Origin of the sequence: Kosakonia pseudosacchari (assembly GCF_900184035.1) — a bacterium.
Classification (GTDB): Bacteria; Pseudomonadota; Gammaproteobacteria; order Enterobacterales; family Enterobacteriaceae; genus Kosakonia; species Kosakonia pseudosacchari.
Genome location: NZ_FXWP01000011.1, coordinates 150,137 through 174,816 on the forward strand (window position 1 = coordinate 150,137; position 24,680 = coordinate 174,816).

25 protein-coding genes, 4 tRNA genes and 1 other RNA gene are annotated in these 24,680 nt (G+C 53.8%); 15 read left to right on the top strand and 15 right to left on the bottom strand.

All coding sequences use genetic code 11. From position 1 onward, the window contains the following. Positions 1-305 precede the first annotated feature (305 nt). Both hemF and amiA read right to left on the bottom strand, forming a co-directional pair. On the bottom strand, positions 306-1,208 hold the full coding sequence (gene hemF / locus BN2591_RS09250; RefSeq protein ID WP_086870870.1) for an oxygen-dependent coproporphyrinogen oxidase: 903 nt from the start codon (positions 1,206-1,208) through the stop codon (positions 306-308). After that, positions 1,205-2,080 (bottom strand): N-acetylmuramoyl-L-alanine amidase AmiA, encoded by an 876-nt coding sequence (amiA, locus tag BN2591_RS09255; protein ID WP_086870872.1) that lies wholly within the window; start codon positions 2,078-2,080, stop codon positions 1,205-1,207. The genes hemF and amiA overlap by 4 nt, the downstream gene beginning before the upstream one ends. A 213-nt stretch (positions 2,081-2,293) precedes the next feature. On the opposite strand from amiA, the gene BN2591_RS09260 reads away from it, so the two are divergent. From BN2591_RS09260 to pdxK, 10 genes are all read left to right on the top strand, one after another. Further along, entirely contained in the window at positions 2,294-2,719 is a 426-nt protein-coding gene (locus BN2591_RS09260; protein WP_017458925.1) for a GNAT family acetyltransferase, read from the top strand. Then, entirely contained in the window at positions 2,706-3,155 is a 450-nt protein-coding gene (locus BN2591_RS09265; RefSeq protein WP_086870873.1) for a DUF2919 domain-containing protein, read from the top strand. Before BN2591_RS09260 ends, BN2591_RS09265 begins: the two co-directional genes overlap by 14 nt. A 60-nt stretch (positions 3,156-3,215) precedes the next feature. After that, on the top strand, positions 3,216-3,791 hold the full coding sequence (locus BN2591_RS09270; protein ID WP_086870876.1) for an RpoE-regulated lipoprotein: 576 nt from the start codon (positions 3,216-3,218) through the stop codon (positions 3,789-3,791). A gap of 92 nt (positions 3,792-3,883) precedes the next feature. After that, a complete protein-coding gene (locus BN2591_RS09275) occupies positions 3,884-4,783 on the top strand; it encodes a Dyp-type peroxidase (protein ID WP_086870878.1) in 900 nt (299 codons plus the stop codon). A 162-nt stretch (positions 4,784-4,945) separates the two neighbouring features. Further along, positions 4,946-5,962 carry a sulfate ABC transporter substrate-binding protein gene (locus BN2591_RS09280; protein ID WP_086870880.1) on the top strand — a complete coding sequence of 339 codons (1,017 nt, stop codon included), beginning with the start codon at positions 4,946-4,948 and terminating at the stop codon, positions 5,960-5,962. Further along, positions 5,962-6,792 (top strand): sulfate/thiosulfate ABC transporter permease CysT, encoded by an 831-nt coding sequence (gene cysT / locus BN2591_RS09285; protein WP_017458920.1) that lies wholly within the window; start codon positions 5,962-5,964, stop codon positions 6,790-6,792. The genes BN2591_RS09280 and cysT overlap by 1 nt, the downstream gene beginning before the upstream one ends. Next, positions 6,792-7,667, top strand: a complete 876-nt coding sequence (cysW, locus tag BN2591_RS09290; protein ID WP_086870882.1) for a sulfate/thiosulfate ABC transporter permease CysW — start codon at positions 6,792-6,794, stop codon at positions 7,665-7,667. The genes cysT and cysW overlap by 1 nt, the downstream gene beginning before the upstream one ends. Beyond that, the gene (gene cysA, locus BN2591_RS09295; RefSeq protein ID WP_086870884.1) at positions 7,657-8,751 is read left to right on the top strand and encodes a sulfate/thiosulfate ABC transporter ATP-binding protein CysA; all 1,095 of its coding nucleotides are present in this window, start codon (positions 7,657-7,659) and stop codon (positions 8,749-8,751) included. Before cysW ends, cysA begins: the two co-directional genes overlap by 11 nt. A 101-nt stretch (positions 8,752-8,852) precedes the next feature. Beyond that, positions 8,853-9,764, top strand: coding sequence for a cysteine synthase CysM (cysM, locus tag BN2591_RS09300; protein WP_086870886.1), 912 nt, complete (start codon positions 8,853-8,855; stop codon positions 9,762-9,764). Positions 9,765-9,781: 17 nt separating this feature from the next. Further along, positions 9,782-10,621 carry a pyridoxine/pyridoxal/pyridoxamine kinase gene (gene pdxK / locus BN2591_RS09305; RefSeq protein ID WP_086870888.1) on the top strand — a complete coding sequence of 280 codons (840 nt, stop codon included), beginning with the start codon at positions 9,782-9,784 and terminating at the stop codon, positions 10,619-10,621. Between the two features lie 45 nt (positions 10,622-10,666). On the opposite strand, the gene crr is transcribed toward pdxK, so the two are convergent. The 5 genes from crr to cysZ form a co-directional block, all read right to left on the bottom strand. Further along, positions 10,667-11,176 (bottom strand): PTS glucose transporter subunit IIA, encoded by a 510-nt coding sequence (gene crr, locus BN2591_RS09310; protein WP_020454651.1) that lies wholly within the window; start codon positions 11,174-11,176, stop codon positions 10,667-10,669. Between the two features lie 39 nt (positions 11,177-11,215). Further along, the gene (gene ptsI, locus BN2591_RS09315; RefSeq protein ID WP_086870890.1) at positions 11,216-12,943 is read right to left on the bottom strand and encodes a phosphoenolpyruvate-protein phosphotransferase PtsI; all 1,728 of its coding nucleotides are present in this window, start codon (positions 12,941-12,943) and stop codon (positions 11,216-11,218) included. Between the two features lie 50 nt (positions 12,944-12,993). Next, positions 12,994-13,251 carry a phosphocarrier protein Hpr gene (gene ptsH, locus BN2591_RS09320; RefSeq protein WP_007370907.1) on the bottom strand — a complete coding sequence of 86 codons (258 nt, stop codon included), beginning with the start codon at positions 13,249-13,251 and terminating at the stop codon, positions 12,994-12,996. A gap of 383 nt (positions 13,252-13,634) precedes the next feature. Further along, positions 13,635-14,606, bottom strand: a complete 972-nt coding sequence (gene cysK / locus BN2591_RS09325) for a cysteine synthase A (RefSeq protein ID WP_086870892.1) — start codon at positions 14,604-14,606, stop codon at positions 13,635-13,637. A 139-nt stretch (positions 14,607-14,745) separates the two neighbouring features. Then, a complete protein-coding gene (gene cysZ, locus BN2591_RS09330) occupies positions 14,746-15,507 on the bottom strand; it encodes a sulfate transporter CysZ (RefSeq protein WP_086870893.1) in 762 nt (253 codons plus the stop codon). A gap of 226 nt (positions 15,508-15,733) precedes the next feature. Between cysZ and zipA the strand changes: the two genes are divergently transcribed. The 3 genes from zipA (at position 15,734) to BN2591_RS09345 (ending at position 19,025) form a co-directional block, all read left to right on the top strand. Further along, a complete protein-coding gene (gene zipA / locus BN2591_RS09335; RefSeq protein WP_086870895.1) occupies positions 15,734-16,720 on the top strand; it encodes a cell division protein ZipA in 987 nt (328 codons plus the stop codon). 70 nt (positions 16,721-16,790) lie between these two features. Next, on the top strand, positions 16,791-18,809 hold the full coding sequence (gene ligA / locus BN2591_RS09340; protein WP_086870897.1) for an NAD-dependent DNA ligase LigA: 2,019 nt from the start codon (positions 16,791-16,793) through the stop codon (positions 18,807-18,809). Then, positions 18,810-19,025 carry a DUF3820 family protein gene (locus BN2591_RS09345; protein WP_065370407.1) on the top strand — a complete coding sequence of 72 codons (216 nt, stop codon included), beginning with the start codon at positions 18,810-18,812 and terminating at the stop codon, positions 19,023-19,025. Here the strand turns inward: BN2591_RS09345 and BN2591_RS09350 are convergent. Next, on the bottom strand, positions 19,022-20,011 hold the full coding sequence (locus BN2591_RS09350) for a bile acid:sodium symporter family protein (protein ID WP_020454645.1): 990 nt from the start codon (positions 20,009-20,011) through the stop codon (positions 19,022-19,024). The two genes, BN2591_RS09345 and BN2591_RS09350, sit on opposite strands and share 4 nt — an antisense overlap. A gap of 89 nt (positions 20,012-20,100) precedes the next feature. Between BN2591_RS09350 and BN2591_RS09355 the strand changes: the two genes are divergently transcribed. Then, complete coding sequence (locus BN2591_RS09355) at positions 20,101-21,030, top strand: LysR family transcriptional regulator (protein ID WP_086870899.1); 930 nt, start codon at positions 20,101-20,103, stop codon at positions 21,028-21,030. On the opposite strand, the gene BN2591_RS09360 is transcribed toward BN2591_RS09355, so the two are convergent. From BN2591_RS09360 to BN2591_RS09385, 6 genes are all read right to left on the bottom strand, one after another. After that, positions 21,021-21,362: a FlxA-like family protein gene (locus BN2591_RS09360; RefSeq protein ID WP_065370409.1), complete on the bottom strand. Its 342-nt coding sequence runs from the start codon at positions 21,360-21,362 to the stop codon at positions 21,021-21,023. The genes BN2591_RS09355 and BN2591_RS09360 overlap by 10 nt on opposite strands. A gap of 397 nt (positions 21,363-21,759) precedes the next feature. Then, a non-coding RNA gene (locus BN2591_RS09365) (RtT sRNA) lies at positions 21,760-21,882 on the bottom strand. 33 nt (positions 21,883-21,915) lie between these two features. Beyond that, a tRNA-Lys gene (locus tag BN2591_RS09370) sits at positions 21,916-21,991 on the bottom strand. A gap of 4 nt (positions 21,992-21,995) precedes the next feature. Next, positions 21,996-22,071 (bottom strand) — tRNA-Val (locus tag BN2591_RS09375). 41 nt (positions 22,072-22,112) lie between these two features. Beyond that, positions 22,113-22,188 (bottom strand) — tRNA-Val (locus BN2591_RS09380). Between the two features lie 41 nt (positions 22,189-22,229). Further along, a tRNA-Val gene (locus tag BN2591_RS09385) sits at positions 22,230-22,305 on the bottom strand. A 256-nt stretch (positions 22,306-22,561) separates the two neighbouring features. Here BN2591_RS09385 and gltX point away from each other — a divergent pair. Continuing rightward, entirely contained in the window at positions 22,562-23,977 is a 1,416-nt protein-coding gene (gltX, locus tag BN2591_RS09390; RefSeq protein WP_086870901.1) for a glutamate--tRNA ligase, read from the top strand. A 93-nt stretch (positions 23,978-24,070) separates the two neighbouring features. On the opposite strand, the gene BN2591_RS09395 is transcribed toward gltX, so the two are convergent. Next, complete coding sequence (locus BN2591_RS09395; RefSeq protein WP_086870903.1) at positions 24,071-24,670, bottom strand: nitroreductase family protein; 600 nt, start codon at positions 24,668-24,670, stop codon at positions 24,071-24,073. Positions 24,671-24,680 lie beyond the last annotated feature (10 nt).

A 24,680-nucleotide genomic window follows, 5' to 3' on the forward strand; every position in this document is an offset into this window, starting at 1 on the left:
GCGTCACGTGAACGGGAAAAGGGGAGCTGCCGCGCTCCCCTTTTCAATTCCCGCGGCTTCGCGAGAAATCGGTGCTTCGCACTGCGCTCACCTCTCGCGCATCTGTCTGCGGTCGGCTCGACTCGCCGTCGTGGCTCGTTTCGCCTCTGGCCGCCATCCCTGGTGTCCAGACCTTGCCATCTGTGCTTCGGTTCGCCGATTTCAGCGGAGGCACAACCCCGGCGCTATAAGATCTGTCCCTGAAAAAGGCAGATACGTTGCGGTAACCATTGTTACAGGCAGAAAATGCCGGGTGACACGATAAGCTAAACCCAGTCTCTGACTTTTATAAACTCGCTGAGGGCGGCTTCCGGGCTGCCTTCTGCGGGCTGATAATTGTATTCCCAGCGCACCAGCGGCGGCATCGACATCAGAATGGATTCGGTGCGCCCGCCGGTTTGTAAGCCAAACAGCGTGCCGCGATCCCACACCAGATTAAACTCCACATACCGTCCGCGGCGGTAAAGCTGGAAGTCGCGCTCGCGCTCGCCGTACGATAAAGCCTTACGCCGTTCCACAATCGGTAAATAAGCGTCGAGGTAGCCATTTCCCACCGCTTGCATAAAGCGAAAGCAGTGATCGAAATCCGGCGTGTTGAGATCGTCGAAAAACAGCCCGCCAATGCCGCGTTGTTCGTCACGGTGTTTAAGGTAGAAGTAATCGTCGCACCACTTTTTATAGCGCGGATACACCTCTTCGCCGAACGGCAAACAGATATCGCGCGCGGTGCGGTGCCAGTGGCGGGCATCGTCTTCAAAACCGTAGTAGGGGGTTAAATCAAAGCCGCCACCAAACCACCACACCGGTTCCGCGCCCGGTTTTTCGGCGATAAAGAAGCGCACATTGGCATGGCTGGTTGGCACATACGGATTACGCGGGTGAACCACCAGTGAAACGCCCATCGCTTCGAAACTGCGACCCGCCAGTTCCGGGCGGTGCGCGGTGGCCGACGCTGGCATTGCGTCACCATGGACATGCGAAAAATTGACGCCCGCCTGTTCAAACACGCTGCCATCGCGCAGCACACGGCTGCGTCCGCCGCCGCCTGCGGCACGCGTCCACGCATCTTCAATAAATGTCCCGCCATCAAGGGCGCTCAACTGGTCACAGATCTTGTCCTGCAAATTCAGCAGGGCATTTTTAACCGGGTGGATATCAGGCGTGGTCATCCGCGTCTCTTCGTGTGGGCTTTGTGATTATCAAACCAGCTAAAATAGCTGAGTACCCCGTCGGCAATGGCGCTGGCGATTTTCTGGCGAAACGCCGCCGTGCCGAGCAGCTTCTCTTCTGCCGGGTTGGTGATAAAGGATGTTTCCACCAGCACGGACGGTATTGAAGGCGATTTTAGCACCACAAATGCTGCCTGTTCTGTGTTGCGGCTATGCAGGCGGTGTACCGGTTTGATCTGCTTGAGAATATGCGAGCCGAGCGTCAGGCTGTTTTTGATGGTGTCGGTTTGCACTAAATCGAACAGCACTTGCTGGAGCAGGTGATCTTTGTCTCTGGCTTTTTTCCCGGCCAGATCGTCGGCGGCGTTTTCTTTATCCGACAGGTATTTCGCCATCGCGCTACTGGCGCCGCGATTGGAAAGCGCAAACACCGACGCGCCCGCAGCGCTTGGATTGGTGAAGCCATCGGCGTGGATCGACATAAACAGATCCGCACCATGCTGGTGGGCAATCTCTACGCGATCATAAAGCGGGATAAATTTATCGCCGGTACGCGTCAGGCGCGCGTCAATGCCCTGCGCACGCAACTGAGCGCGGACGTTTTTGGCGATCGCCAGCACCACGTATTTCTCTTGCGAACCGTTGTGACCGATCGCGCCGGTATCAATACCGCCGTGGCCCGGATCAAGCATCACAATGCGTTTCGTGCCGGCTTTCTTTGCTTTCGGCTTGCTGTGCCCGGTGGTGGTTTTGAGTGGTGTCTCGTCCTTCGCGATAGCGCGAGACATGCCCGTTAACGTCAGGGCGGCCAGGCCTGCTTTCAGCACCTGACGACGCGAGGTAAGTGTTTTTAAAGGTTTAAAGGTGCTCATACGCCTGAATTGTCTTATTCGTGGTCCCTGGTGTTATATCGTATCGTGTTTGCCGTTACGACTATCCGTGTGAACTAATGTTTTACTTTTCATTTCAATACGTGACAGAGTGACATTATGCCAAATTTCAGCGCTGAAGATGCCGGATATTGGCTACAGCGGCGCTTAGGGCCATAATCTACGTTTACACAGCTGAAAATGACGGGGAATACCATGGAGATACGCGTTTTTCGCCAGGAAGATTTCGAAGAAGTGATCACCTTGTGGGAGCGTTGTGAGCTGTTGCGACCATGGAACGATCCGGAAATGGATATTGAACGCAAAGTGAATCACGATGTGAGCCTGTTTCTGGTGGCTGAAGTCGGCGGTGAAGTGGTTGGTACGGTGATGGGCGGTTATGATGGCCATCGCGGGTCGGCTTATTACCTCGGCGTTCATCCGGAGTTTCGCGGGCGCGGCATCGCTAACGCCTTGCTGAGTCGGCTGGAGAAAAAGCTGATTGCCCGCGGCTGCCCGAAAATTAACCTGATGGTGCGGGAAGATAACGAGATGGTTATCGGCATGTATGAGCGCCTCGGTTATGAGCATATGGATTCGGCCAGTCTGGGCAAGCGTTTAATTGAAGATGAAGAGTACTGAGATTTATCCCGCCGATTACGATAACCACGGTCGCCTGAAACTCCCTTTTCTGTTCTGGTGCGTGTTGCTGCTACAGGCACGCACCTGGGTGCTGTTTGTGATTGCGGGGGCATCGCGCGGGCAGGGCGACGCGCTGCTCGCGCTGTTTTACCCCGATCACGATGATTTCTGGCTGGGCTTGCTGCCGGGTATACCGGCGGCATTGACCTTTTTACTGAGCGGTCGCCGCGAACATTTTCCCCGCCTGTGGCGCGCACTCTACCCGCTGGTATTGCTGGCGCAACTGGTGCTGCTGGTGTGGCAACCCTGGCGCTGGTATACCGGCGAGGCGCTTTTCGGTGTGGGGCTGTTTCTGGTTATCGCCGATCTTTTTGCGCTGTGGTGGCTGGCGGCAAACCGGCGTCTTCGGGCCTGTTTTTCCCTTGCTCAACATTAAGCGGCACTTTTTTGACTTCCGGGACTCCAACAGGCGTTCAATGAATAAAAGGAATGAAGCATGAAATCCCTGCGTACACTTATTTGCGTTCTGCCGCTGGCGTTAACTGGCTGCTCGACGCTGGCTTCCGTCAACTGGTCGGCGGCCTATCCGTGGAACTGGTTTGGTTCATCTGTTGAGGTGAGCGACAACGGAGTCGGCAACATCTCCGCCAGCACGCCGCTAAATGAGCAGGCAATTAATGATGCGCTGGGTGGCGATTACCATCTGCGTAGCGGTATGAAGACGGAAAAAGGCAGTATCGTTCGTTATTTTGAAGCGCTAAAAGACGACAAACTGGCGCTGGTGGTGAACGGAGAAAACGGCGCGGTCAGCCGTATTGATGTGCTGGACAGCGATATCACCACCGACAAAGGGGTAAAAATCGGTACGCCGTTCAATACGCTGTTTGATAAAGCGTTCGGTAACTGCGTGAAAGGCGTGGGTGATGACAGCGTGGGCGTAGAGTGTAAAGCGCCGGGTAGCCAGCATATTAGCTATGTATTTACCGGTGAATGGAGCGGTCCGGAAGGGTTGATGCCATCCGATGATGCGCTGAAAAACTGGAAAGTGAGCAAGCTTATCTGGCGCCGTTAATTTGATCTCAACTCGCTGCTGTCGCAGGAAAAACAGGTACAATACCGCGATTATCGCCACGGTTTCGTGGCCTGTTTTTTTCAGGAGGAGTCATGTCCCAGGTTCAAAGCGGCATTTTGCCAGAACATTGCCGTGCGGCGATTTGGATTGAAGCCAACGTTAAAGGGGACACCGATGCCCTGCGCGTGGCGAGCCGCGTATTCGCCGATAAGCTGGCGACCTTTCAACTGCAATTCCCCGATGCGGCGCTGGGCGCGACCATTGCCTTTGGCAACAAGACCTGGCGTGCGCTGAACGGTGCTGAAGGCGCAGACGAGCTAAAAGATTTTCCGGCGTATGGCAAAGGGCTGGCACCCGCAACACAGCGAGACGTGCTGATCCATATTCTTTCTCTGCGCCACGATGTGAATTTCTCCGTTGCTCAGGCCGCGCTGGCGGCGTTCGGCGAGGCGATTGACGTTAAAGAAGAGACGCATGGTTTCCGCTGGGTGGAAGAGCGTGATTTAAGCGGCTTTATTGACGGTACGGAAAACCCGGCAGGCGATGAGAGACGCCGCGAGGTCGCCATTATTCAGGACGGCGTGGACGCCGGTGGCAGCTACGTGATGGTGCAGCGTTGGGAGCATAACCTCAAGCAGCTCAACCGCATGAGCGTGGGCGATCAGGAGATGATGATTGGCCGCACGAAAGAGACCAATGAAGAGATCGACGGCGATGCGCGCCCGGAAACGTCGCACCTGACGCGTGTCGACCTGAAAGAGAACGGCAAGGGGCTGAAAATCGTCCGTCAGAGCCTGCCGTATGGCACTGCCAGTGGCACGCATGGGCTTTATTTCTGCACCTATTGCGCCCGTTTGTACAACATTGAGCAGCAACTGCTGAGCATGTTTGGCGATACCGATGGTAAGCGCGACGCAATGCTGCGTTTTACCCGTCCGGTGACCGGCGGCTACTACTTCGCGCCGTCGCTGGATAAGCTGCTGGCGCTGTAAACCACGCACTTCTGCTGGCCGGGGAAACCCGGTCACCACTCCCTTCTGCTTATATTCTTTTCTGATTCCAAATCACCAATTGGTATATAAAACCGTTACAGGTTTCACACCCGTTATAAATAAACTGAGGGACGAAATGTCATCAGCTTATAAGGGTGCGCAATGGCCGTTAACTTACTGAAAAAAGGATATCTGACGCTGGCAGCGCTGACGCTGTGGGCCGCTCAGGCACAAGCGACGGAACTGCTTAACAGCTCTTATGATGTATCACGCGAGCTCTTTGCGGCCCTCAACACGCCGTTCGAACAGCAATGGGCGGAAGATAACGGCGGTGACAAGCTGACCATTAAGCAATCTCACGCTGGCTCCTCAAAGCAGGCGCTGGCGATACTGCAAGGGTTGAAAGCGGACGTCGTGACCTATAACCAGGTCACCGATGTGCAGATTCTGCACGACAAAGGCAACTTGATCCCGGCGGACTGGCAGAGCCGTTTGCCGAATAACAGTTCACCGTTCTACTCAACAATGGCGTTTCTGGTTCGCAAAGGTAACCCGAAGAACATCCACGACTGGAACGATCTGGTGCGCTCCGACGTGAAGCTGATTTTCCCGAACCCGAAAACCTCCGGCAATGCGCGCTATACCTATCTGGCAGCATGGGGCGCGGCGGATCAGGCGGATGGCGGTGACAAAGCCAAAACCCAGCAGTTTATGACACAGTTTCTTAAAAACGTTGAGGTGTTCGATACCGGCGGTCGCGGTGCAACAACTACTTTTGTTGAGCGCGGGCTTGGCGATGTGCTGATCTCGTTTGAATCGGAAGTGAATAACATCCGCAAGCAGTATGAAGCGCAGGGTTTTGAAGTTGTCGTACCGAAGGTCAACATCCTGGCTGAATTCCCGGTCGCGTGGGTGGATAAAAATGTGAAGGCCAACGGCACAGAAAAAGCGGCGAAAGCTTATCTCACCTGGCTTTACAGCCCACAGGCGCAAACCATCATCACCGATTACTACTATCGCGTGAACAACCCGGAAGTGATGGCGAAACTGAGTGATAAATTCCCGCAGACGGCGCTGTTCCGTGTAGAGGACAAGTTTGGTTCCTGGCCTGAGGTGATGAAAACCCATTTCGCCAGCGGTGGTGAGCTGGACACGTTGCTGGCGGCGGGGCGTAAGTGATGTTTGCAGGATCAAAACGTGTGCTGCCCGGCTTTGGTTTAAGCCTTGGCAGCAGCCTGTTTTTTGTTTGTCTGATACTGCTGTTGCCGCTGAGCGCGCTGGTGATGCAGCTGGCGCAGATGAGCTGGGCGCAATACTGGGAGGTGGTCACTAATCCGCAGGTGGTGGCCGCCTATAAGGTCACGCTGATTGCGGCGTTTGTCGCCTCCGTTTTTAACGGCGTGTTTGGTTTGCTGATGGCGTGGATCCTCACGCGTTACCGCTTTCCGGGCCGCACGTTGCTCGATGCGTTGATGGATTTACCTTTTGCGTTGCCCACCGCCGTGGCAGGTCTGACGCTGGCATCACTGTTTTCGGTGAATGGTTTTTACGGTGAGTGGTTAGCGAAATTTGATATCAAAGTGACCTATACCTGGCTCGGTATTGCGGTGGCGATGGCGTTTACCAGCATTCCGTTTGTCGTGCGCACCATTCAGCCGGTACTGGAAGAACTGGGGCCGGAGTATGAAGAAGCGGCAGAAACGCTGGGTGCGACGCGCTGGCAAAGTTTTCGCAAAGTGGTGCTGCCGGAACTCTCTCCGGCGCTGATGGCGGGCGTAGCGTTGTCGTTTACCCGCAGCCTTGGCGAGTTTGGCGCGGTGATCTTTATCGCCGGTAACATCGCCTGGAAAACCGAAGTCACCTCGCTGATGATTTTTGTGCGTCTGCAGGAGTTTGATTACCCGGCGGCGAGCGCGATTGCCTCGGTGATCCTGGCGGCTTCTCTGCTGTTGCTGTTTTCTATTAACACCCTGCAAAGCCGCTTTGGTCAGCGTGTGGTAGGTCACTAATGGCGGAAATAACTGAATTGAAACGCTATGACAAGCCTCAGGTGAACTGGGGCAAATGGTTTTTGATTGGCACGGGCGTCCTTGTTTCTGCGTTTATCCTCGTTGTGCCGATGGTTTATATCTTCGTACAGGCGTTCAACAAAGGTCTGGTTCCGGTACTGCAAAACCTTGCCGATGCCGACATGCTGCATGCCATCTGGCTGACGGTATTGATTGCGCTAATCTCGGTGCCGCTGAACCTGATATTCGGCACGTTGCTGGCCTGGCTGGTGACGCGCTTTAACTTTCCTGGTCGCCAGCTGCTGTTGACGCTGCTGGATATTCCCTTTGCTGTTTCACCGGTGGTCGCAGGTCTTATCTACCTGCTGTTTTATGGCTCGAACGGCCCGCTTGGCGGCTGGCTGGATGCGCATAATCTGCAAATTATGTTCGCCTGGCCGGGCATGGTGCTGGTTACCGTGTTTGTCACCTGCCCGTTTGTGGTGCGCGAACTGGTGCCGGTGATGTTGAGCCAGGGGAGCCAGGAGGACGAAGCGGCGATTCTGCTTGGCGCGTCTGGCTGGCAGATGTTCAGGCGCGTAACACTACCGAACATTCGCTGGGCGCTGTTATACGGTGTGGTGCTGACTAATGCGCGGGCGATTGGCGAATTTGGCGCGGTGTCGGTGGTTTCCGGTTCTATCCGTGGTGAAACCCTGTCGCTGCCGCTGCAAATTGAATTACTGGAGCAGGATTACAATACGGTCGGTTCGTTTACCGCCGCCGCCCTGCTGACCTTAATGGCTATTTTGACGTTGTTTTTAAAGAGTGCGTTGCAGTGGCGTTTGAATAATCAGGAAAAACGTCAGCAACAGGAGGGAAATCATGAGCATTGAGATTGCCAATATTAAGAAGTCCTTTGGTCGCACCCAGGTGCTGAATGATATCTCTCTGGATATCCCTTCCGGCCAGATGGTGGCGCTGCTGGGACCGTCCGGTTCCGGCAAAACAACGTTGCTGCGTATTATTGCCGGCCTTGAGCATCAGACCAGCGGACGTATCCGTTTTCACGGCACCGACGTCAGCCGTTTGCATGCACGCGAACGCCGGGTCGGTTTTGTGTTTCAGCATTATGCACTGTTTCGTCATATGACGGTGTTCGACAATATCGCTTTCGGCCTGACGGTGCTGCCGCGTCGTGAACGACCAAACGCGGCGGCGATCAAAGCGAAAGTGACACAACTGCTGGAAATGGTGCAACTGGCACATCTGGCGGAACGCTACCCGGCGCAGCTTTCTGGTGGTCAGAAACAGCGTGTGGCGCTGGCGCGCGCGCTGGCGGTTGAGCCGCAAATCTTACTGCTGGATGAACCTTTCGGCGCGCTGGATGCGCAGGTGCGTAAAGAGCTGCGCCGCTGGTTGCGTCAGCTGCATGAAGAGCTGAAATTCACCAGCGTGTTTGTGACGCACGATCAGGAAGAGGCGACGGAAGTGGCCGATCGCGTGGTGGTGATGAGCGAGGGAAATATTGAACAGGCGGATGCGCCGGATCAGGTCTGGCGCGAACCCGCAACCCGCTTTGTGCTGGAGTTTATGGGCGAGGTTAACCGCCTGAAAGGCACGGTGAGCGGCGGGCAGTTCCACGTTGGTGCGCACCGCTGGCCGCTTGGTTATACGCCGGCTTACCAGGGCGATGTCGATCTGTTTCTGCGCCCGTGGGAAGTGGATGTCAGCCGTCGTACCAGTCTCGATTCTCCCCTGCCGGTGCAGGTGCTGGAAGCCAGTCCGAAAGGGCATTACACCCAACTGGTGGTGCAGCCGCTGGGCTGGAACCCGGAGCCGTTAACCGTGGTGATGCGTGATGAGCCCCCCCCGCAGCGCGGTGAGCGCCTGTTCGTCGGCCTGCAACATGCCCGTTTATACAACGGTAATGAACGTATTGAGGCCCGAGCAGAACTTGCTCTGGCGGATTCTGCCTGATAGCTTAAACAGACGTGGTTTCTGCCGGATAGCATACAGGTTTATCCGGCCTACAAGCCCGGTATGCATCTTGCGACCGGGTTTTTTATTGGACAGCGATTGTGAACACATTAGAACAAACCATTGGCAATACGCCGCTGGTCAAATTGCAACGACTGAGCCCGGACAACGGTAGTGAAATCTGGGTCAAGCTGGAAGGCAACAATCCGGCGGGATCGGTAAAAGACAGAGCGGCGCTGTCGATGATCGTGCAGGCGGAAAAGCGCGGGGAGATCAAACCCGGCGACGTACTGATTGAAGCGACCAGCGGTAACACCGGTATTGCGCTGGCGATGATCGCCGCGCTGAAAGGCTACCGCATGAAATTGCTGATGCCGGACAATATGAGCCAGGAGCGCCGTGCCGCGATGCGAGCCTACGGTGCGGAATTGATTCTGGTCAGCAAAGAGCAGGGGATGGAAGGGGCGCGCGACCTGGCGTTGGCCATGTCGGCGCGCGGTGAAGGTAAGCTGCTCGATCAGTTTAACAACCCGGATAACCCCTATGCACATTACACCACCACCGGCCCGGAAATCTGGCGGCAGACCAGCGGGCGAATCACGCATTTTGTCTCCAGTATGGGCACTACCGGTACCATTACCGGGGTATCGCGTTTTCTGCGCGAGCAGGATAAAAAAGTGACGATTGTCGGATTACAGCCGGAAGAGGGCAGCAGTATTCCCGGTATCCGCCGCTGGCCTGCTGAATATATGCCGGGGATTTTTAACGCGTCTCTGGTTGATGAGGTGCTGGATATCCATCAGCGCGAAGCGGAAAATACCATGCGCGCGCTGGCGGTGCGGGAAGGGATTTTCTGCGGTGTCAGTTCCGGCGGCGCAGTAGCAGGGGCAATGCGGGTGGCGAGAGCAAATCCGGGTGCGGTGATCGTCGCTATTATCTGCGATCGCGGCGATCGCTATCTTTCTACTGGCGTATTTGGTGAAGAGAGTTATTCGCAGGGCGCGGGGATTTAACCCGTTAAGGAGACCGAATGGAGATGATCCTGTTCAGGGATAAGACCCGGGCGCAGCAGGCCGATATCGTTGCCGTACAATCGCAGGTTGTCTACGGTAGCGTTGGCAACAGCATCGCGGTGCCGAATATTCGCCAGCATCATTTGAAGGTACTGGCCGTGCCGACGGTGCTGTTTAGCAATACGCCGCACTATGACACCTTTTACGGTGGCGTCATTCCCGACGAGTGGTTTAGCGGCTATTTACAGGCGCTGGAAGAGCGTGATGTCCTGCGCAGCGTTAAAGCTGTTACCACCGGTTATATGGGCAGCGCCAGCCAGATAAAACTGCTGGCACAGTGGCTCACGGTGCTGCGGGAAAAACATCCGCAACTGTTGATTCTGGTTGATCCGGTGATCGGCGATACCGATAGTGGTATCTACGTAAAACCAGAAATTCCGCAGGCATATTGTGAACATTTGCTGCCTCTGGCACAGGGTATTACGCCAAATGTGTTCGAGCTGGAAGTGCTGAGTGGTAAACCGTGCCGGGATTTGCAAAGTGCGATTGAGGCGGCAAAAGGCCTGTTATCGGAATCGCTGCATTGGGTGGCGATCACCAGTGCGCCGGTTGAGCAACAGGATGAGCAAATCCATGTCGTACTGGTTACCGCTGATGCGGTTCATGTGAGTGGTTATCCGCGTGTGGCGACCGATCTCAAAGGTACAGGCGACCTGTTTTGTTCTGAACTGGTGAGCGGCATTGTTCAGGGAAAAGCGCTTGATGTGGCGATACAGGCTGCGGGTGATCGGGTTGTAGAAGTGATGGGATATACGCTGGAAAAAGGCTATGACGAGCTGATTCTACCGCCGCAGTAAAGCAAAAATGGCGCCTTTCGGCGCCATTCTTTTATGCATTACGCATTACTTTTTGATGCGGATCACCGGGGTTTCGCCCACGGTTACGCTACCAGAAAGTTTGATAAGCTCTTTAATTTCGTCCATGTTGGAGATAACCACCGGCGTCAGAGTTGACTTGGCTTTCTCTTCCAGCAACGGCAGATCAAATTCGATTACCGGGTCGCCAACTTTTACGCGCTGGCCTTCTTCTGCGATGCGTTTGAAACCTTCACCTTTCAGTTCAACGGTGTCGATACCGAAGTGAACAAACAGTTCAATGCCGCTATCGGATTCGATAGAGAAGGCATGGTTGGTTTCAAAGATTTTACCGATAGTACCATCAACCGGGGCTACCATTTTGTTACCGGTCGGTTTGATAGCAATGCCATCACCAACGATTTTCTCAGCGAACACAACATCCGGTACATCTTCAATGTTGACGATATCGCCAGAAAGTGGGGCAATAATCTCAATGGTTCCGGTGTCTTTTTTATCATCAGAAACCAAAGATTTCAGTTTATCGAAAAAACCCATGATCTTCTCCTAAGCAGTAATTTGGGCGCATCTCGTGGATTAGCAGATTGTTTTTTCTTCAATGAACTTGTTAACCAGCGTCATTAACTCGTCCGTTGTCGGTTGAGCAAGAGCCTGCTCTGCTAACACCTTCGCATCTTCGAAGTTTGTGTTACGAATAATCTTCTTAATGCGCGGGATAGAAATGGCGCTCATACTGAATTCATCCAGACCCATCCCCAGCAACAGAAGTGTAGCACGTTCGTCGCCAGCAAGCTCACCACACATGCCAGTCCATTTGCCTTCCGCATGAGAAGCATCAATAACTTGCTTGATCAGGGTGAGAACAGACGGTGACATCGGCTGGTAAAGATGTGAAATCATATCATTACCACGGTCAACCGCCAGGGTGTACTGCGTCAAATCATTGGTACCGATACTAAAGAAATCGACTTCTTTCGCCAGATGGCGAGCAATTGTCGCGGCGGCAGGGGTTTCCACCATCACGCCAATTTCGATTTTCTCATCAAAGGCTTTGCCTTCGTTGCGTAATTCTTGTTTGTAGATCTCGATCTCTTTCTTCAGTGCACGCACTTCTTCAACAGAGATGATCATCGGGAACATAATACGGAGTTTGCCGAAAGCAGATGCGCGCAGGATAGCACGTACCTGATCGCGCAGGATCTCTTTACGATCCATGGCGATACGCACTGCACGCCAACCCAGGAACGGGTTCTCTTCTTTCGGAAAATTCATGTACGGCAGCTCTTTGTCGCCACCAATGTCCATGGTGCGGACGATAACTGCCTGAGAACCGCACGCTTCAGCCACTGCTTTGTAGGCTTCAAACTGCTCTTCTTCAGTCGGCAGAGCGTCACGATCCATGAACAGGAATTCGGTACGGTACAGACCAACACCTTCGGCGCCATTGCGCTCAGCGCCCGCGATATCGCGAACGGTACCGATGTTAGCGCATACTTCCACCTGGTGACCATCAAGGGTGATCGCCGGCAGATCTTTCAGTTTCGCCAGTTCAGCTTTCTCTTCGGCAACCTGAGCCTGCGCCGCGCGCAGTGTCTCAATCTCATCATCGCTCGGGTTAACGTAGACTTTGTTGTTAACCGCATCGAGGATCAGATAATCGCCATTTTTGACCTGAGTGGTGACGCTACCGGTGCCCACAATCGCTGGCAACTCAAGGGAGCGCGCCATGATAGACGTGTGGGAAGTACGACCACCGATATCAGTGATAAAACCAAGCACTTTTTTCAGGTTCAACTGGGCAGTTTCTGATGGTGTCAGGTCGGCCGCAACCAGAATCACTTCTTCCTGAATCGCGCTCAGATCGATAATCGGCATACCCAGGATGTTGCGCAGCAGACGCTTACCGATGTCACGTACGTCAGCGGCACGTTCTTTCAGGTATTCATCATCCAGCTCTTCCAGGGCTGTTGCCTGACCTTCGATAACTTCATGCGCTGCCGCATCGGCAGTCATGTTCTTATCTTTAATCAGGGCTATGATTTCCTGCTCCAGCTCCTCATCTTCCAGCAGCATAATATGCCCTTCGAAGATGGCTTCTTTTTCTTCACCGAAAGTTTCACCCGCTTTCGTTTTGATTGCTTCCAGCTGCGCCGATGCTTTGGCACGACCGCTCAGGAAACGCTCAACTTCCTGGTCAACCTTGTCGGCAGAAATTTTCTTCCGGTCGATGACGATCTCGTCTTCTTTCAGCAGCAGTGCTTTGCCGAAAGCGATACCCGGGGATGCTAAAATGCCTGAAATCATAACCCTACCTTTACTTGTGACTGATCTTGAAAAGAACTCGTAAGTAAAACTTACTCAAGTTCTGCCATCAGTTTAACCAGATGCTCAACCGCTTTTTGCTCGTCTTCGCCTTCAGCGGTCAACGTCACAACAGTACCTTGAGTCAGGCCCAGAGTTTGCAGTTTGAACAGGCTTTTCGCGCTAGCGCTTTTGCCGTTAGAAGTCACAGTGATTTCAGAAGAGAAGCCTTTTGCTTCTTTAACAAACTGAGCAGCAGGGCGGGTATGCAGACCGTTCGGAGCGGTAATGGTAACTTCTTGCTGGAACATTGTATTTCCCCAACTTATAGGTTTAGTGTTGTGGAACTAAAGTCTAGCCTGGCGGCATGACTTTAGCCTGTATTGTTAGCGCCGGCGCAACGGGACAAACTACAGAAGCCTGCCTGGCGCAACCAAACGCTGGCGCTTCTGGCTGCTGACGTTTCGCTCGTCATTAAACATTATGCAGCGAAAGGCAGAATTGAACCAAATCATAAAATCGATTCAGCTTGGTGAAATCTTGCCTTCGATTAATTTCGCGCATCAAAATAAATGTGATGGTTAAATACCAGACCAGGAGGTTTCAGGCAATGCCAGGTAGGACAAAAATTTGATATATGCCACAAAAAAGCACCGCGATGGGTGCTTTTTTGAGCTGATTTAACAATCTGGCATCACTGTTGCAATTCTTTTTCAGTAAACAGATCGGCAAACAACGCAGTGCTCAAATAACGCTCGCCAGAAGAAGGCAGAATCACCACGATATTCTTATTGGTAAAGGTTTCGTCTTCTTGCAATTTCAGCGCCGCCGCAACGGCAGCACCCGAAGAGATACCCGCCAGAATACCTTCTTCTTCCATCAGACGACGCGCGGTACTGATAGCTTCTTCGTTGGTGATTTTGACAACTTTATCGATCAGTTTCAAATCCAGGTTGCCGGGAATAAAGCCCGCGCCGATGCCCTGAATTTTGTGCGGGCCAGGTTTCAGCTCTTCGCCTGCAAGCGCCTGGGAAATAACCGGAGAATCAGTTGGCTCGACTGCGACGGTGATCAGGTCAGTTTTGCCTTTGGTATTTTTGATATAACGGCTGACGCCAGTCAGCGTACCGCCTGTGCCCACACCGGAGATAAACACATCAACCTGGCCATCGGTGTCTTCCCAGATTTCCGGGCCGGTGGTTTTTTCATGAATTTCCGGGTTAGCCGGGTTACTGAATTGCTGCAACAGCAGGAATTTCGCCGGATCGCTGGCGACAATTTCTTCCGCTTTCTGGATTGCGCCCTTCATGCCTTTTGCGCCTTCTGTCAGCACAAGGTTCGCGCCTAATGCCTTCAGCAGTTTACGGCGTTCGATACTCATCGTTTCCGGCATGGTCAGCGTCAGTTTGTAGCCGCGTGCAGCCGCGACATAAGCCAGCGCGATCCCCGTGTTGCCACTGGTTGGTTCAACCAGTTCTACGCCCGGTTTCAGCACACCGCGTTTTTCGGCATCCCAAATCATATTGGCACCGATACGGCATTTTACGCTGAAGCTTGGGTTACGTGATTCGACCTTCGCCAGAATGCGGCCGTTACCGATGCGGTTCAGTCGAACCAGCGGCGTATGACCAATTGTCAACGAGTTGTCTTCAAAAATCTTACTCATAGCCCGTCCTTAACTGTATGAATTTGGGAACCACCTCAGCATACGCACTTACTGTTGATGGGGAAGTAAGGAAATCGCATATCTATATGCTGAGGCGAAATAATGCTAATCAGTATGGAATAAGAAACGGAATAAATCCTTATCGCCATGCTGCGTGTTTTGCCCGGTAGCAATCGACCCACATTGCCGTTGCGCCACACACCGCTACGGGCATCACAACAAGGTTCAACACCGGAATCATCGTAAACAGGCTGGTGAGCGCACCAAATTGCATATTAATAACCTTGCGTTCACGCAAGGAAATGCGCATCGCTTTAAACGGCACCTTATGGTTATCAAAGGGATAGTCGCAATACTGGATCGCCAGCATCCACGCACTGAACAGGAACCACAGCACCGGGGCGACGGTTTGCCCGATACCGGGAATAAAATAAAGTATCAGCAACAGCAAGGCGCGGGGCAGATACCAGGCCAGTTTTTGCCATTCGCGCTTCATGATACGCGGTACATCTTTGAGCAGTCCAAAAACGCCGACGTCGGGCGGTGTCGCACCGGTAAGGCGCGCTTCCAGTTGTTCTGCCAGCAAGCCATTAAAGGGAGCGGCAATCCAGTTCGCAAGGGTTGAGAAGAAGTAACCGAATACCAACAGAATTGAGATAACGGCGATTGGCCATAATAAATAGCTAAGCCATTGCAGCCACTCTGGCACATGGCTCATCAGCGATGGGATCCAACTATCGAGCCGGGTAAATAGCCACCAGAACGCGCCGCCCATCAGCAAAATATTCACCATTAACGGCAAGATCACAAAGCGTCGAATGCCTGGCAGCGTGACCAGTTTCCAGCCCTGGGAAAAGTAAAACATGCCGCTGCGAGCAACAGACGGGGATGAGGAAACCATAATCTGGCCATACTCCTTTTATAACGACCTAAAATTGCAGCTTATAATATTCATCATACGGGGGAAACCCGTTCGGAAATGTTCGAAAAAACAGCAAAAAGCACAATTTCGTTCATCTTTATGCTGTGAAAGACACGCGCGCACTTGCACTTGACGTAATGGGCAAATACTCTTAGTGAGTAAATGTTTGCCGTGGTGGCAAGGTGTTAGAACAACAGAGAATATAATGATGCAGGATTTGCGTCTGATATTAATCATTGTTGGCGCGATCGCCATAATTGCTTTGCTGGTTCATGGGTTTTGGACCAGTCGCAAAGAACGTTCATCCATGTTCCGGGATCGCCCATTAAAACGCATGAAGTCGAGACGTGACGACGACGAGTTGGACGACGAGGATGTCGAAGAAGACGAAGGCGTAGGTGAAGTGCGTGTTCACAAAGTGAACCACGCGCCAGGAGCCAGTAACGAACAGGATGCGCCCCGTCAGCACCAATATCAGCCGCCTTATGCGTCGGCACAGCCACGCCCATCGGCACCGCCTGCTCAACCTGCAGAGCCACCGCACCACCTGCAGCAGCCTTATTCTCAGCAGCAGCCCGAGCGCCCTGCGCAGGCACCTGTCGTTGAATCCCAGCCGGTGCGTCAAGCGCCGCAACAGCCTGCCGCGCCACAGCAGCCAATGGCGCCTCAGCAGCCCGCGCCGCAGTATCAGCCGCAATCGCAGATTCAGGAACCCGCGCCTCAGCCGGAACCTGAACCGGTTGTCGAAGCACCGGTAGAAAAACCGCAGCGCAAAGAAACCGTGATTATCATGAACGTTGCTGCGCACCATGGCAGCACGTTGAATGGCGAAGTGCTGCTGAACAGCATTTTGCAGGCCGGGTTCAAATTCGGCGATATGAGCATCTTCCATCGTCATCTTAGCCCGGACGGCAGTGGCCCGGCGCTTTTCAGCCTGGCAAATATGGTGAACCCCGGCACGTTTGATGTCGATACGATGAGCGAGATGGCAACGCCTGGTGTCACTATCTTTATGCAGGTGCCTTCCTATGGCGATGAGTTGCAAAACTTTAAACTGATGCTGCAATCCGCACAGCATATTGCCGACGAAGTCGGCGGCGTGGTGTTGGACGATCAGCGTCGGATGATGACGCCGCAGAAATTACGTGAATACCAGGATCGTATTCGCGAGGTCAAAGACGCCAACGCGTAACGGAACCACCAACATTATTTCCTTCCAGAACCCCCGCCAGTCGGGGGTTTTTTATCATTGATGGTGCGATATGGACTCAATTGAACAACAACTGACAGAACTGCGAACCAGCCTTCGCCATCATGAATATCTGTACCACGTTATGGATGCGCCGGAGATCCCGGACGCCGAGTACGATCGTCTGATGCGTGAACTGCGTGAACTGGAAGCGCAGCGCCCTGATTTAGTGACACCGGATTCGCCGACGCAGCGAGTTGGTGCAGCGCCGCTTACCGCTTTTAGCCAGATACGTCATGAAGTGCCGATGCTGTCGCTGGACAACGTGTTTGACGAAGAGAGTTTCCTTGCTTTCAACAAACGGGTGCAGGACAGGCTGAAAAGCACCGACGCGCTCACCTACTGTTGCGAGCTAAAGCTCGATGGTCTGGCGGTCAGTATTCTCTACGAAAACGGTGTGCTGATGCGTGCGGCAACGCGCGGCGATGGCACAACCGGCGAGGATATCACCACCAACGTGCGCACTATCCGCGCTATCCCGCTCAAGCTGCACGGTGACAATATTCCCGCCCGTCTTGAAGTGCGTGGTGAAGTGTTTTTGCCGCAATCGGGCTTTGAAAAAATCAACGAAGATGCGCGTCGTACCGGGGCGAAAGTCTTTGCCAACCCGCGCAACGCGGCCGCAGGCTCATTGCGCCAGCTCGATCCGCGTATCACCGCCAAACGCCCGCTGACCTTTTTCTGCTATGGCATCGGCATTCTCGAAGGCGGCGAATTGCCGCGCAGCCATCTGGGTTGCTTGCAGCAGTTCAAAGCCTGGGGGCTGCCGGTAAGTGATCGCATACGTCTGTGCAGCACGCCGGAAGAGGTGCTGACCTTCTACCATCAGATTGAGGCCGATCGCCCAACGCTTGGTTTTGATATTGACGGCGTGGTGATTAAAGTCGACTCGCTCGATTTGCAGGAACAGCTTGGCTTTGTCGCCCGTGCGCCACGCTGGGCCGTCGCCTTCAAATTCCCGGCGCAGGAGCAGATGACCTTTGTGCGTGATGTTGAGTTCCAGGTCGGGCGCACCGGGGCGATTACGCCTGTCGCCAGGCTTGAGCCGGTACACATTGCCGGGGTGCTGGTCAGTAATGCAACGCTGCACAACGCCGATGAAATTGACCGTCTGGGTCTGCGTATTGGCGACAAAGTAGTGATTCGCCGCGCCGGGGATGTGATCCCACAGGTGGTCAATGTGGTGCTTTCCGAGCGTCCGCAAGACACCCGTGAAGTACTTTTCCCGACGCACTGCCCGGTGTGTGGTTCCGATGTTGAGCGTGTTGAAGGTGAAGCCGTTGCCCGCTGTACCGGCGGGTTAATCTGCGGTGCGCAGCGTAAAGAGTCACTGAAGCATTTTGTCTCCCGTCGCGCGATGGATGTCGACGGTATGGGCGACAAGATCATCGACCAACTGGTTGAAAAAGAGTACGTCCACACGCCGGCCGATCTGTTCCGTCTTACGGCCGGTAAGCTGACTGGCCTTGATCGTATGGGGCCCAAATCGGCGCAAAACGTGGTCAATGCGCTGGAGAAAGCCAAAGAGACGACCTTTGCCCGTTTCCTCTACGCGCTCGGTATTCGCGAGGTTGGCGAAGCCACGGCCGCCGGTCTGGCTGCTTACTTTGGTACGCTGGAGGCGCTGATGGCAGCATCTGTTGAGGAGCTGCAAAAAGTGCCTGACGTTGGGGTTGTCGTGGCGAAGCACGTGGACAATTTCTTCAATGAAGAGAGCAACCGCGAGGTTATCCGCCAGTTGGTCGAGGATGTTGGCATTCACTGGCCTGCGCCGGTTATTGTCAAAGCCGAAGAGATCGACAGCCCGTTTGCCGGGAAAACGATCGTGTTGACCGGTAGCCTGAGCCAGCTTTCGCGCGATGACGCCAAAGCACGTTTAACAGCGTTAGGCGCAAAAGTTGCCGGCAGCGTGTCGAAGAAAACGGATCTGGTGATTGCCGGAGAAGCGGCGGGATCTAAGCTTGCGAAGGCGCAGGAACTCGGTATCGAGGTTATCGACGAAGCCGAGATGATCCGCCTGCTGGGAGCGTAAATGGAAAAGGAGCAGCTCGTCGAGATTGCCAATACCGTCATGCCATTTGGTAAATATCAGGGGCGGCGGCTTATCGATCTCCCCGAAGAATATCTGCTGTGGTTTGCCCGGAAGGATTCGTTTCCCGCCGGGCGGCTGGGTGAGTTGATGCAGATAACGTTACTTATCAAAACGGAAGGGCTGAGCCATCTGGTGCAGCCCCTGAAGCGCGGTTAGGCTTTCGCCGCTTCCTGCGCCTGCTGTTGCTCCGTTTGACGTTTATAACGGCGCGCCAGCACGGCGCAGACCATCAACTGAATCTGATGGAAGATCATCAACGGCAGCACCATCATTCCGATCACCGACGTCGGGAACAGGATGTTGGCCATAGGAATACCGTTGGCGAGGCTCTTTTTCGAACCGCAGAAAACAATGGTGATTTCATCGGCTTTGTTGAACCCGCACTTACGCGCCACCACCACGTTCACCACGATGACAATCGCCAGCAACACCAGGCTCGCCACGACAATAAACAGCAGTGAGCCGATGCCTACTTTATGCCAGATACCGTTCACCACCGCTTCGCTAAAGGCGGAGTAAACCACCAGCAGAATCGACGTCTGATCGGTTTTTGAAATCCACTTCTTATGTTTCGCCACAAAAGCGCCGGTCCACGGGCGAGAAAGATGACCAAGCACAAACGGCAACAGCAGTTGCAGCATGATCTTACCCACTTGCTCAAGGCTGCCTTCAGCGCCGTGCAGATCCATCAGCAGGCCGACCAGCAGCGGCGACAGGAAGATGCCGAGTAAGCTGGAGGCCGATGCCGAGCAAACCGCCGCCGCGACATTACCGCCCGCCAGCGAGGTAAAGGCAATCGCCGATTGAACGGTCGCAGGCAGAATGCACAAATACAGAAAACCGGTATACAGCTCCTGGCTGACATTCACCGGCGACCACCAGACAAACAGCACGCCGAGCGCCGGGAAAAGCACAAACGTGCTACACATTACCCAAAGGTGTAAACGCCAGTGGCTACCGCCAGCGATGATCGCCTCGCGCGACAGCTTCGCCCCATGCATAAAAAACAGCAGCGCAATGGCGGCGGTGGTCAGCCCCTCGAAAAACGGAACAAAGCCGCCGCGTGCCGGGAAGAAAGAGGCCAGCAGAACGGTACACACCAGTGTGAGCGTAAAAGGATCAAGGATACGGAAAAGTTTCATGTGCACTCCTGAAAGTCGGTGTCGCTATTGTGCTTTCTCCGCTTTGAGAAATAAAATTGATTTATTGCATCCATTCATGAATTTATAAGATGAATTATTCCTTACGTCAGTTACGCGTCTTCGTCACGGTGGCGCAGGCCAAAAGTTTTAGCCGGGCAGGGGAGATAATCGGCCTCAGCCAGTCGGCGGTAAGCCACAGCGTGAAAGAGCTGGAGCTGCAAACCGGTGTGCGCTTACTCGACCGTACCACCCGCGAAGTGGTGCTGACCGAAGCCGGGCATCAACTGGCCGGGCGCCTCGAACGACTCTTGGATGAGCTTAGCAGCACACTGCGTGAAGCCGGGCGTGTTGGGCAGCAACTGACTGGCACGGTGCGCGTGGCGGCGAGCCAGACCATTTCGGCGCACCTGATCCCGCAGTGCATCGCCAGTAGCAACCAGCGCTATCCGGAAATTGACTTTGTGTTGCACGACAGGCCGCAGCAATGGGTGCTGGAGAGCATTCGGCAGGGCGAGGTGGATTTTGGCATTGTTATCGATCCAGGCCCGGTGAACGATTTTCAGAGCGAAGAGATCCTTGAAGAGCCGTTCTTTTTGCTGTGCCGCAACGATCATCCGTGGGCGCAGCTTGACGTTGTTCCCTGGTCGGCGTTGGATGGGGCGCAATTAGTGGTGCAGGACTACGCGTCTGGTAGCCGGCCGCTTATTGATGCAGCGCTGCGCCATTTTGCCGTACGCGCGACAATCGTGCAGGAGATTGGCCATCCGGCAACGCTGTTTCCGATGGTCGAAGCGGGAATTGGCATCAGTATTCTGCCCGCACTCGCCTTGCCGCTGCCGCAGGGAAGCGAGCTGGCGGTAAAAAGGCTGGTGCCGGATATGCAGCGCAAAATTATGCTGGTGCGGCGAAAAAACAGATCGCTCTCGGGGGCGGCGCAGGCATTATGGGAAGTGGTCAGAGAACAGGCCCGGTGTTTGAACCAGGCCCGTGAGGACGATCCGTTATTTACTCAGATATAAACATCAATCTGATGATCGTCGGAAGGCTTGTTAACACCTTCCGCTTTCGCTTGCTGCTGGGTTTGTTTCTGCTCTGCTTCCTCAGCCTGCTTGCGCTGCAGTTGTGCCAACTGCGCTTGCAGTTGCTGGATTTGCTGCTGAATCATCTCTTGCTGTTTCTTTTTATCTTCAGTCGAACCGCTACCGTTAGCGACTTCTTTCAGCTGCTGGGTCAGTTTGGTGATCTTTTGCGTAATGCGGCTGATTTGCGAAGCGATATCGTTGCTGGCGGATGAAGAACTTCCCGCGCTACCCGTTTGAATTGACGCTGTTGTTGTCGAAATTGTGGTCATTGCACACTCCTTTTTGCCATAAAACATGGTTATCGGCCGTCATCATCTATTTCTTGAATTGTGATCATCGAATGGCCGTTCGGCAGGCATCATATCGGGACATTAAGGATAAATTATGGATAAACGTTACTATGTTTACCCATTGAAAATAATGGTGATTTATTCGTTTTTCTATTGCTGTCAGGGTGGGTTTAATGCCTGGCCTGAGAGGAATTTAAGCGTTTATATGTCGACTTAAGAAAAATTATGCAGCGGGAAAATATTCATCGATTTACAGATGGCATAACGGGAATCGCGCGAGTCGGCAATCAATGGATTTCAACTGACGGCTGGAATGGGGCAGGCAAATGGTAAATCGCAGATAGCAAAAAAGCGCCTTTAGGGCGCTTTTTTACATTGGTGGGTCGTGCAGGATGACTCGCGTTGCTCGCCCTTCGGGCCGTCGCCGCAAGCGGCTCCGTTGTCTCACTGCGTTCGACTCGAACCTGCTGCAGGTTCGAATCTTTAAATAGGGCAGATAGCAAAAAAGCGCCTTTAGGGCGCTTTTTTACATTGGTGGGTCGTGCAGGATTCGAACCTGCGACCAATTGATTAAAAGTCAACTGCTCTACCAACTGAGCTAACGACCCGAAGTGGTGGGTGATGACGGGATCGAACCGCCGACCCCCTCCTTGTAAGGGAGGTGCTCTCCCAGCTGAGCTAATCACCCACTTCGGTACTTCAACTGATAAGAATTCGCTGGCGAGAAAGTGGTGGGTGATGACGGGATCGAACCGCCGACCCCCTCCTTGTAAGGGAGGTGCTCTCCCAGCTGAGCTAATCACCCACTTCTCATTCTTATCTACACTGCGGAAGCCACAAAAATCGTGGTGGGTGATGACGGGATCGAACCGCCGACCCCCTCCTTGTAAGGGAGGTGCTCTCCCAGCTGAGCTAATCACCCCCGCTGTGTGGAGTCGCATTATAGGGAGAGTTGAAAATGAGTCAACGCATTTTCAAAAGAAATTGTTCGTTCGTCGTAAAATTAGACAAACCGCTGCGTAAAGCGTCGCGAGAGCATGATTTCTAAACAAAATAGCCTGATAACCCCCTCATTGCGGCAACAACATTGAGGAATCAGCCCACAGTGATAGAATATCGCCCACTTTCATTTTAGCTATTGCCGACGGTCGGCATCTTTATAAACGTAAGGCCATTTCATGAAAATCAAAACTCGCTTCGCGCCAAGCCCCACCGGCTATCTGCACGTTGGCGGCGCGCGCACTGCTCTTTACTCCTGGCTATTTGCACGTAATCACGGCGGTGAGTTTGTGCTGCGTATTGAAGACACCGATCTCGAGCGCTCCACTCCGGAAGCAATTGAAGCCATCATGGATGGCATGAACTGGCTGAACCTGGAGTGGGATGAAGGTCCGTACTTCCAGACCAAACGCTTTGACCGCTACAACGCGGTGATCGATGAAATGCTGGAAGCGGGCACCGCCTACAAATGCTACTGCTCGAAAGAACGCCTTGAGCAGCTGCGCGAAACGCAGATGGCGAACAATGAAAAACCGCGTTACGACGGCCGCTGCCGCCACGATCACTCGCACCATGGTGATGATGAACCGTGCGTCGTGCGTTTTGCCAACCCGCAGGAGGGGTCTGTTATTTTTGACGATCAGATTCGTGGCCCGATTGAGTTCAGCAACCTCGAACTCGACGATCTGATCATTCGCCGTACTGATGGTTCTCCAACCTATAACTTCTGCGTTGTGGTTGATGACTGGGATATGAAAATCACCCACGTTATCCGTGGTGAAGACCATATCAATAACACGCCGCGTCAGATCAACATCCTGAAAGCATTGAACGCGCCGGTTCCGGTTTATGCGCACGTGTCGATGATTAACGGCGACGACGGTAAAAAACTCTCCAAACGTCATGGCGCGGTCAGCGTCATGCAGTATCGCGACGATGGTTACCTGCCGGAAGCGCTGCTTAACTATCTGGTGCGTCTGGGCTGGTCGAGCGGCGATCAGGAGATTTTCTCCCGCGAAGAGATGATTAAACTGTTCTCACTCGGCGCGGTAAGCAAATCGGCGAGCGCGTTCAACACCGACAAGCTGCTGTGGTTGAACCATCACTACATCAATACGCTGGATCCCGAGTATGTGGCGACGCACCTGCAGTGGCACATTGAGCAGGAAAACATCGACACCCATACCGGCCCGCAGCTGTTTGAGCTGGTGAAACTGCTCGGCGAGCGCTGCAAAACGCTGAAAGAGATGGCGGCAAGCTGCCGTTATTTCTATGAAGAGTTTGATGAATTCGATGCAGATGCGGCGAAAAAACACCTGCGTCCGGTTGCGCGTCAGCCGCTGGAAGTGGTGCGTGACAAGCTGTCTGCCATCACCGACTGGACGGCGGAAAACGTTCATCACGCGATTCAGGCGACAGCCGATGAGCTGGAAGTGGGTATGGGCAAAGTCGGTATGCCGCTGCGCGTTGCCGTAACCGGCGCGGGTCAGTCTCCGGCGCTGGATGTTACCGTTCACGCGATTGGCCAGGCGCGCAGTATCGCCCGTATCAATAAAGCACTGGGTTTCATTGCTGAGCGCGAAAGCCAGCAATAATTTTTGCCTGCTGTATGTAATAAAAAGCCGCCTTCACTGAAGGCGGCTTTTTTATGGCTGTCAGCTTACTGCGCGCAGCGATAATTGTGTCGATTAACGGGCAACCACAAAGCGTTTAGCGTCATCCATAAAGGCTTTATCGCCAGCTTGCGCCACGATCGAACCGAAGTTCATATGGCCGCGCAGTTTCCAGTTTTCCGGAATACCCCAGGTGCGCTGTACATCGGCGTCAACCAGCGGGTTATAGTGTTGCAGGTTCGCGCCGATGCCTTTCTCGGTCAGCGCCAGCCACACGGCGTACTGTGCAATACCGGTGCTGTGTTCAGACCATACCGGGAAGTTATCGGCGTAAGCCGCAAACTGCTCCTGCAAGCCTTTCACCACATCCTGATCTTCAAAGAACAGCACAGAACCCGCCGCTGCGGCAAAGCCGTCCAGCTTGTCGGAAGTGGCTTTAAAACTCTCTTCCGGCACGATTTTTCTCAGTTGCTCGCGAGTCAGCTCCCAGAACTGCACGTGTTCTTTCCCTAACAGGATCAGCGCACGGGAACTTTGTGAGTTAAACGCCGAAGGTGCCTGGCGAATCGCTTCTTTGATGGTTTCAATGACGACATCTTCCGACACCGGTAGATCTTTACCCAGGGCGTAAATGGTGCGACGTTGTTTTGCTAAAGCGAGAAAATTGTCTGACATAGTTACTCCT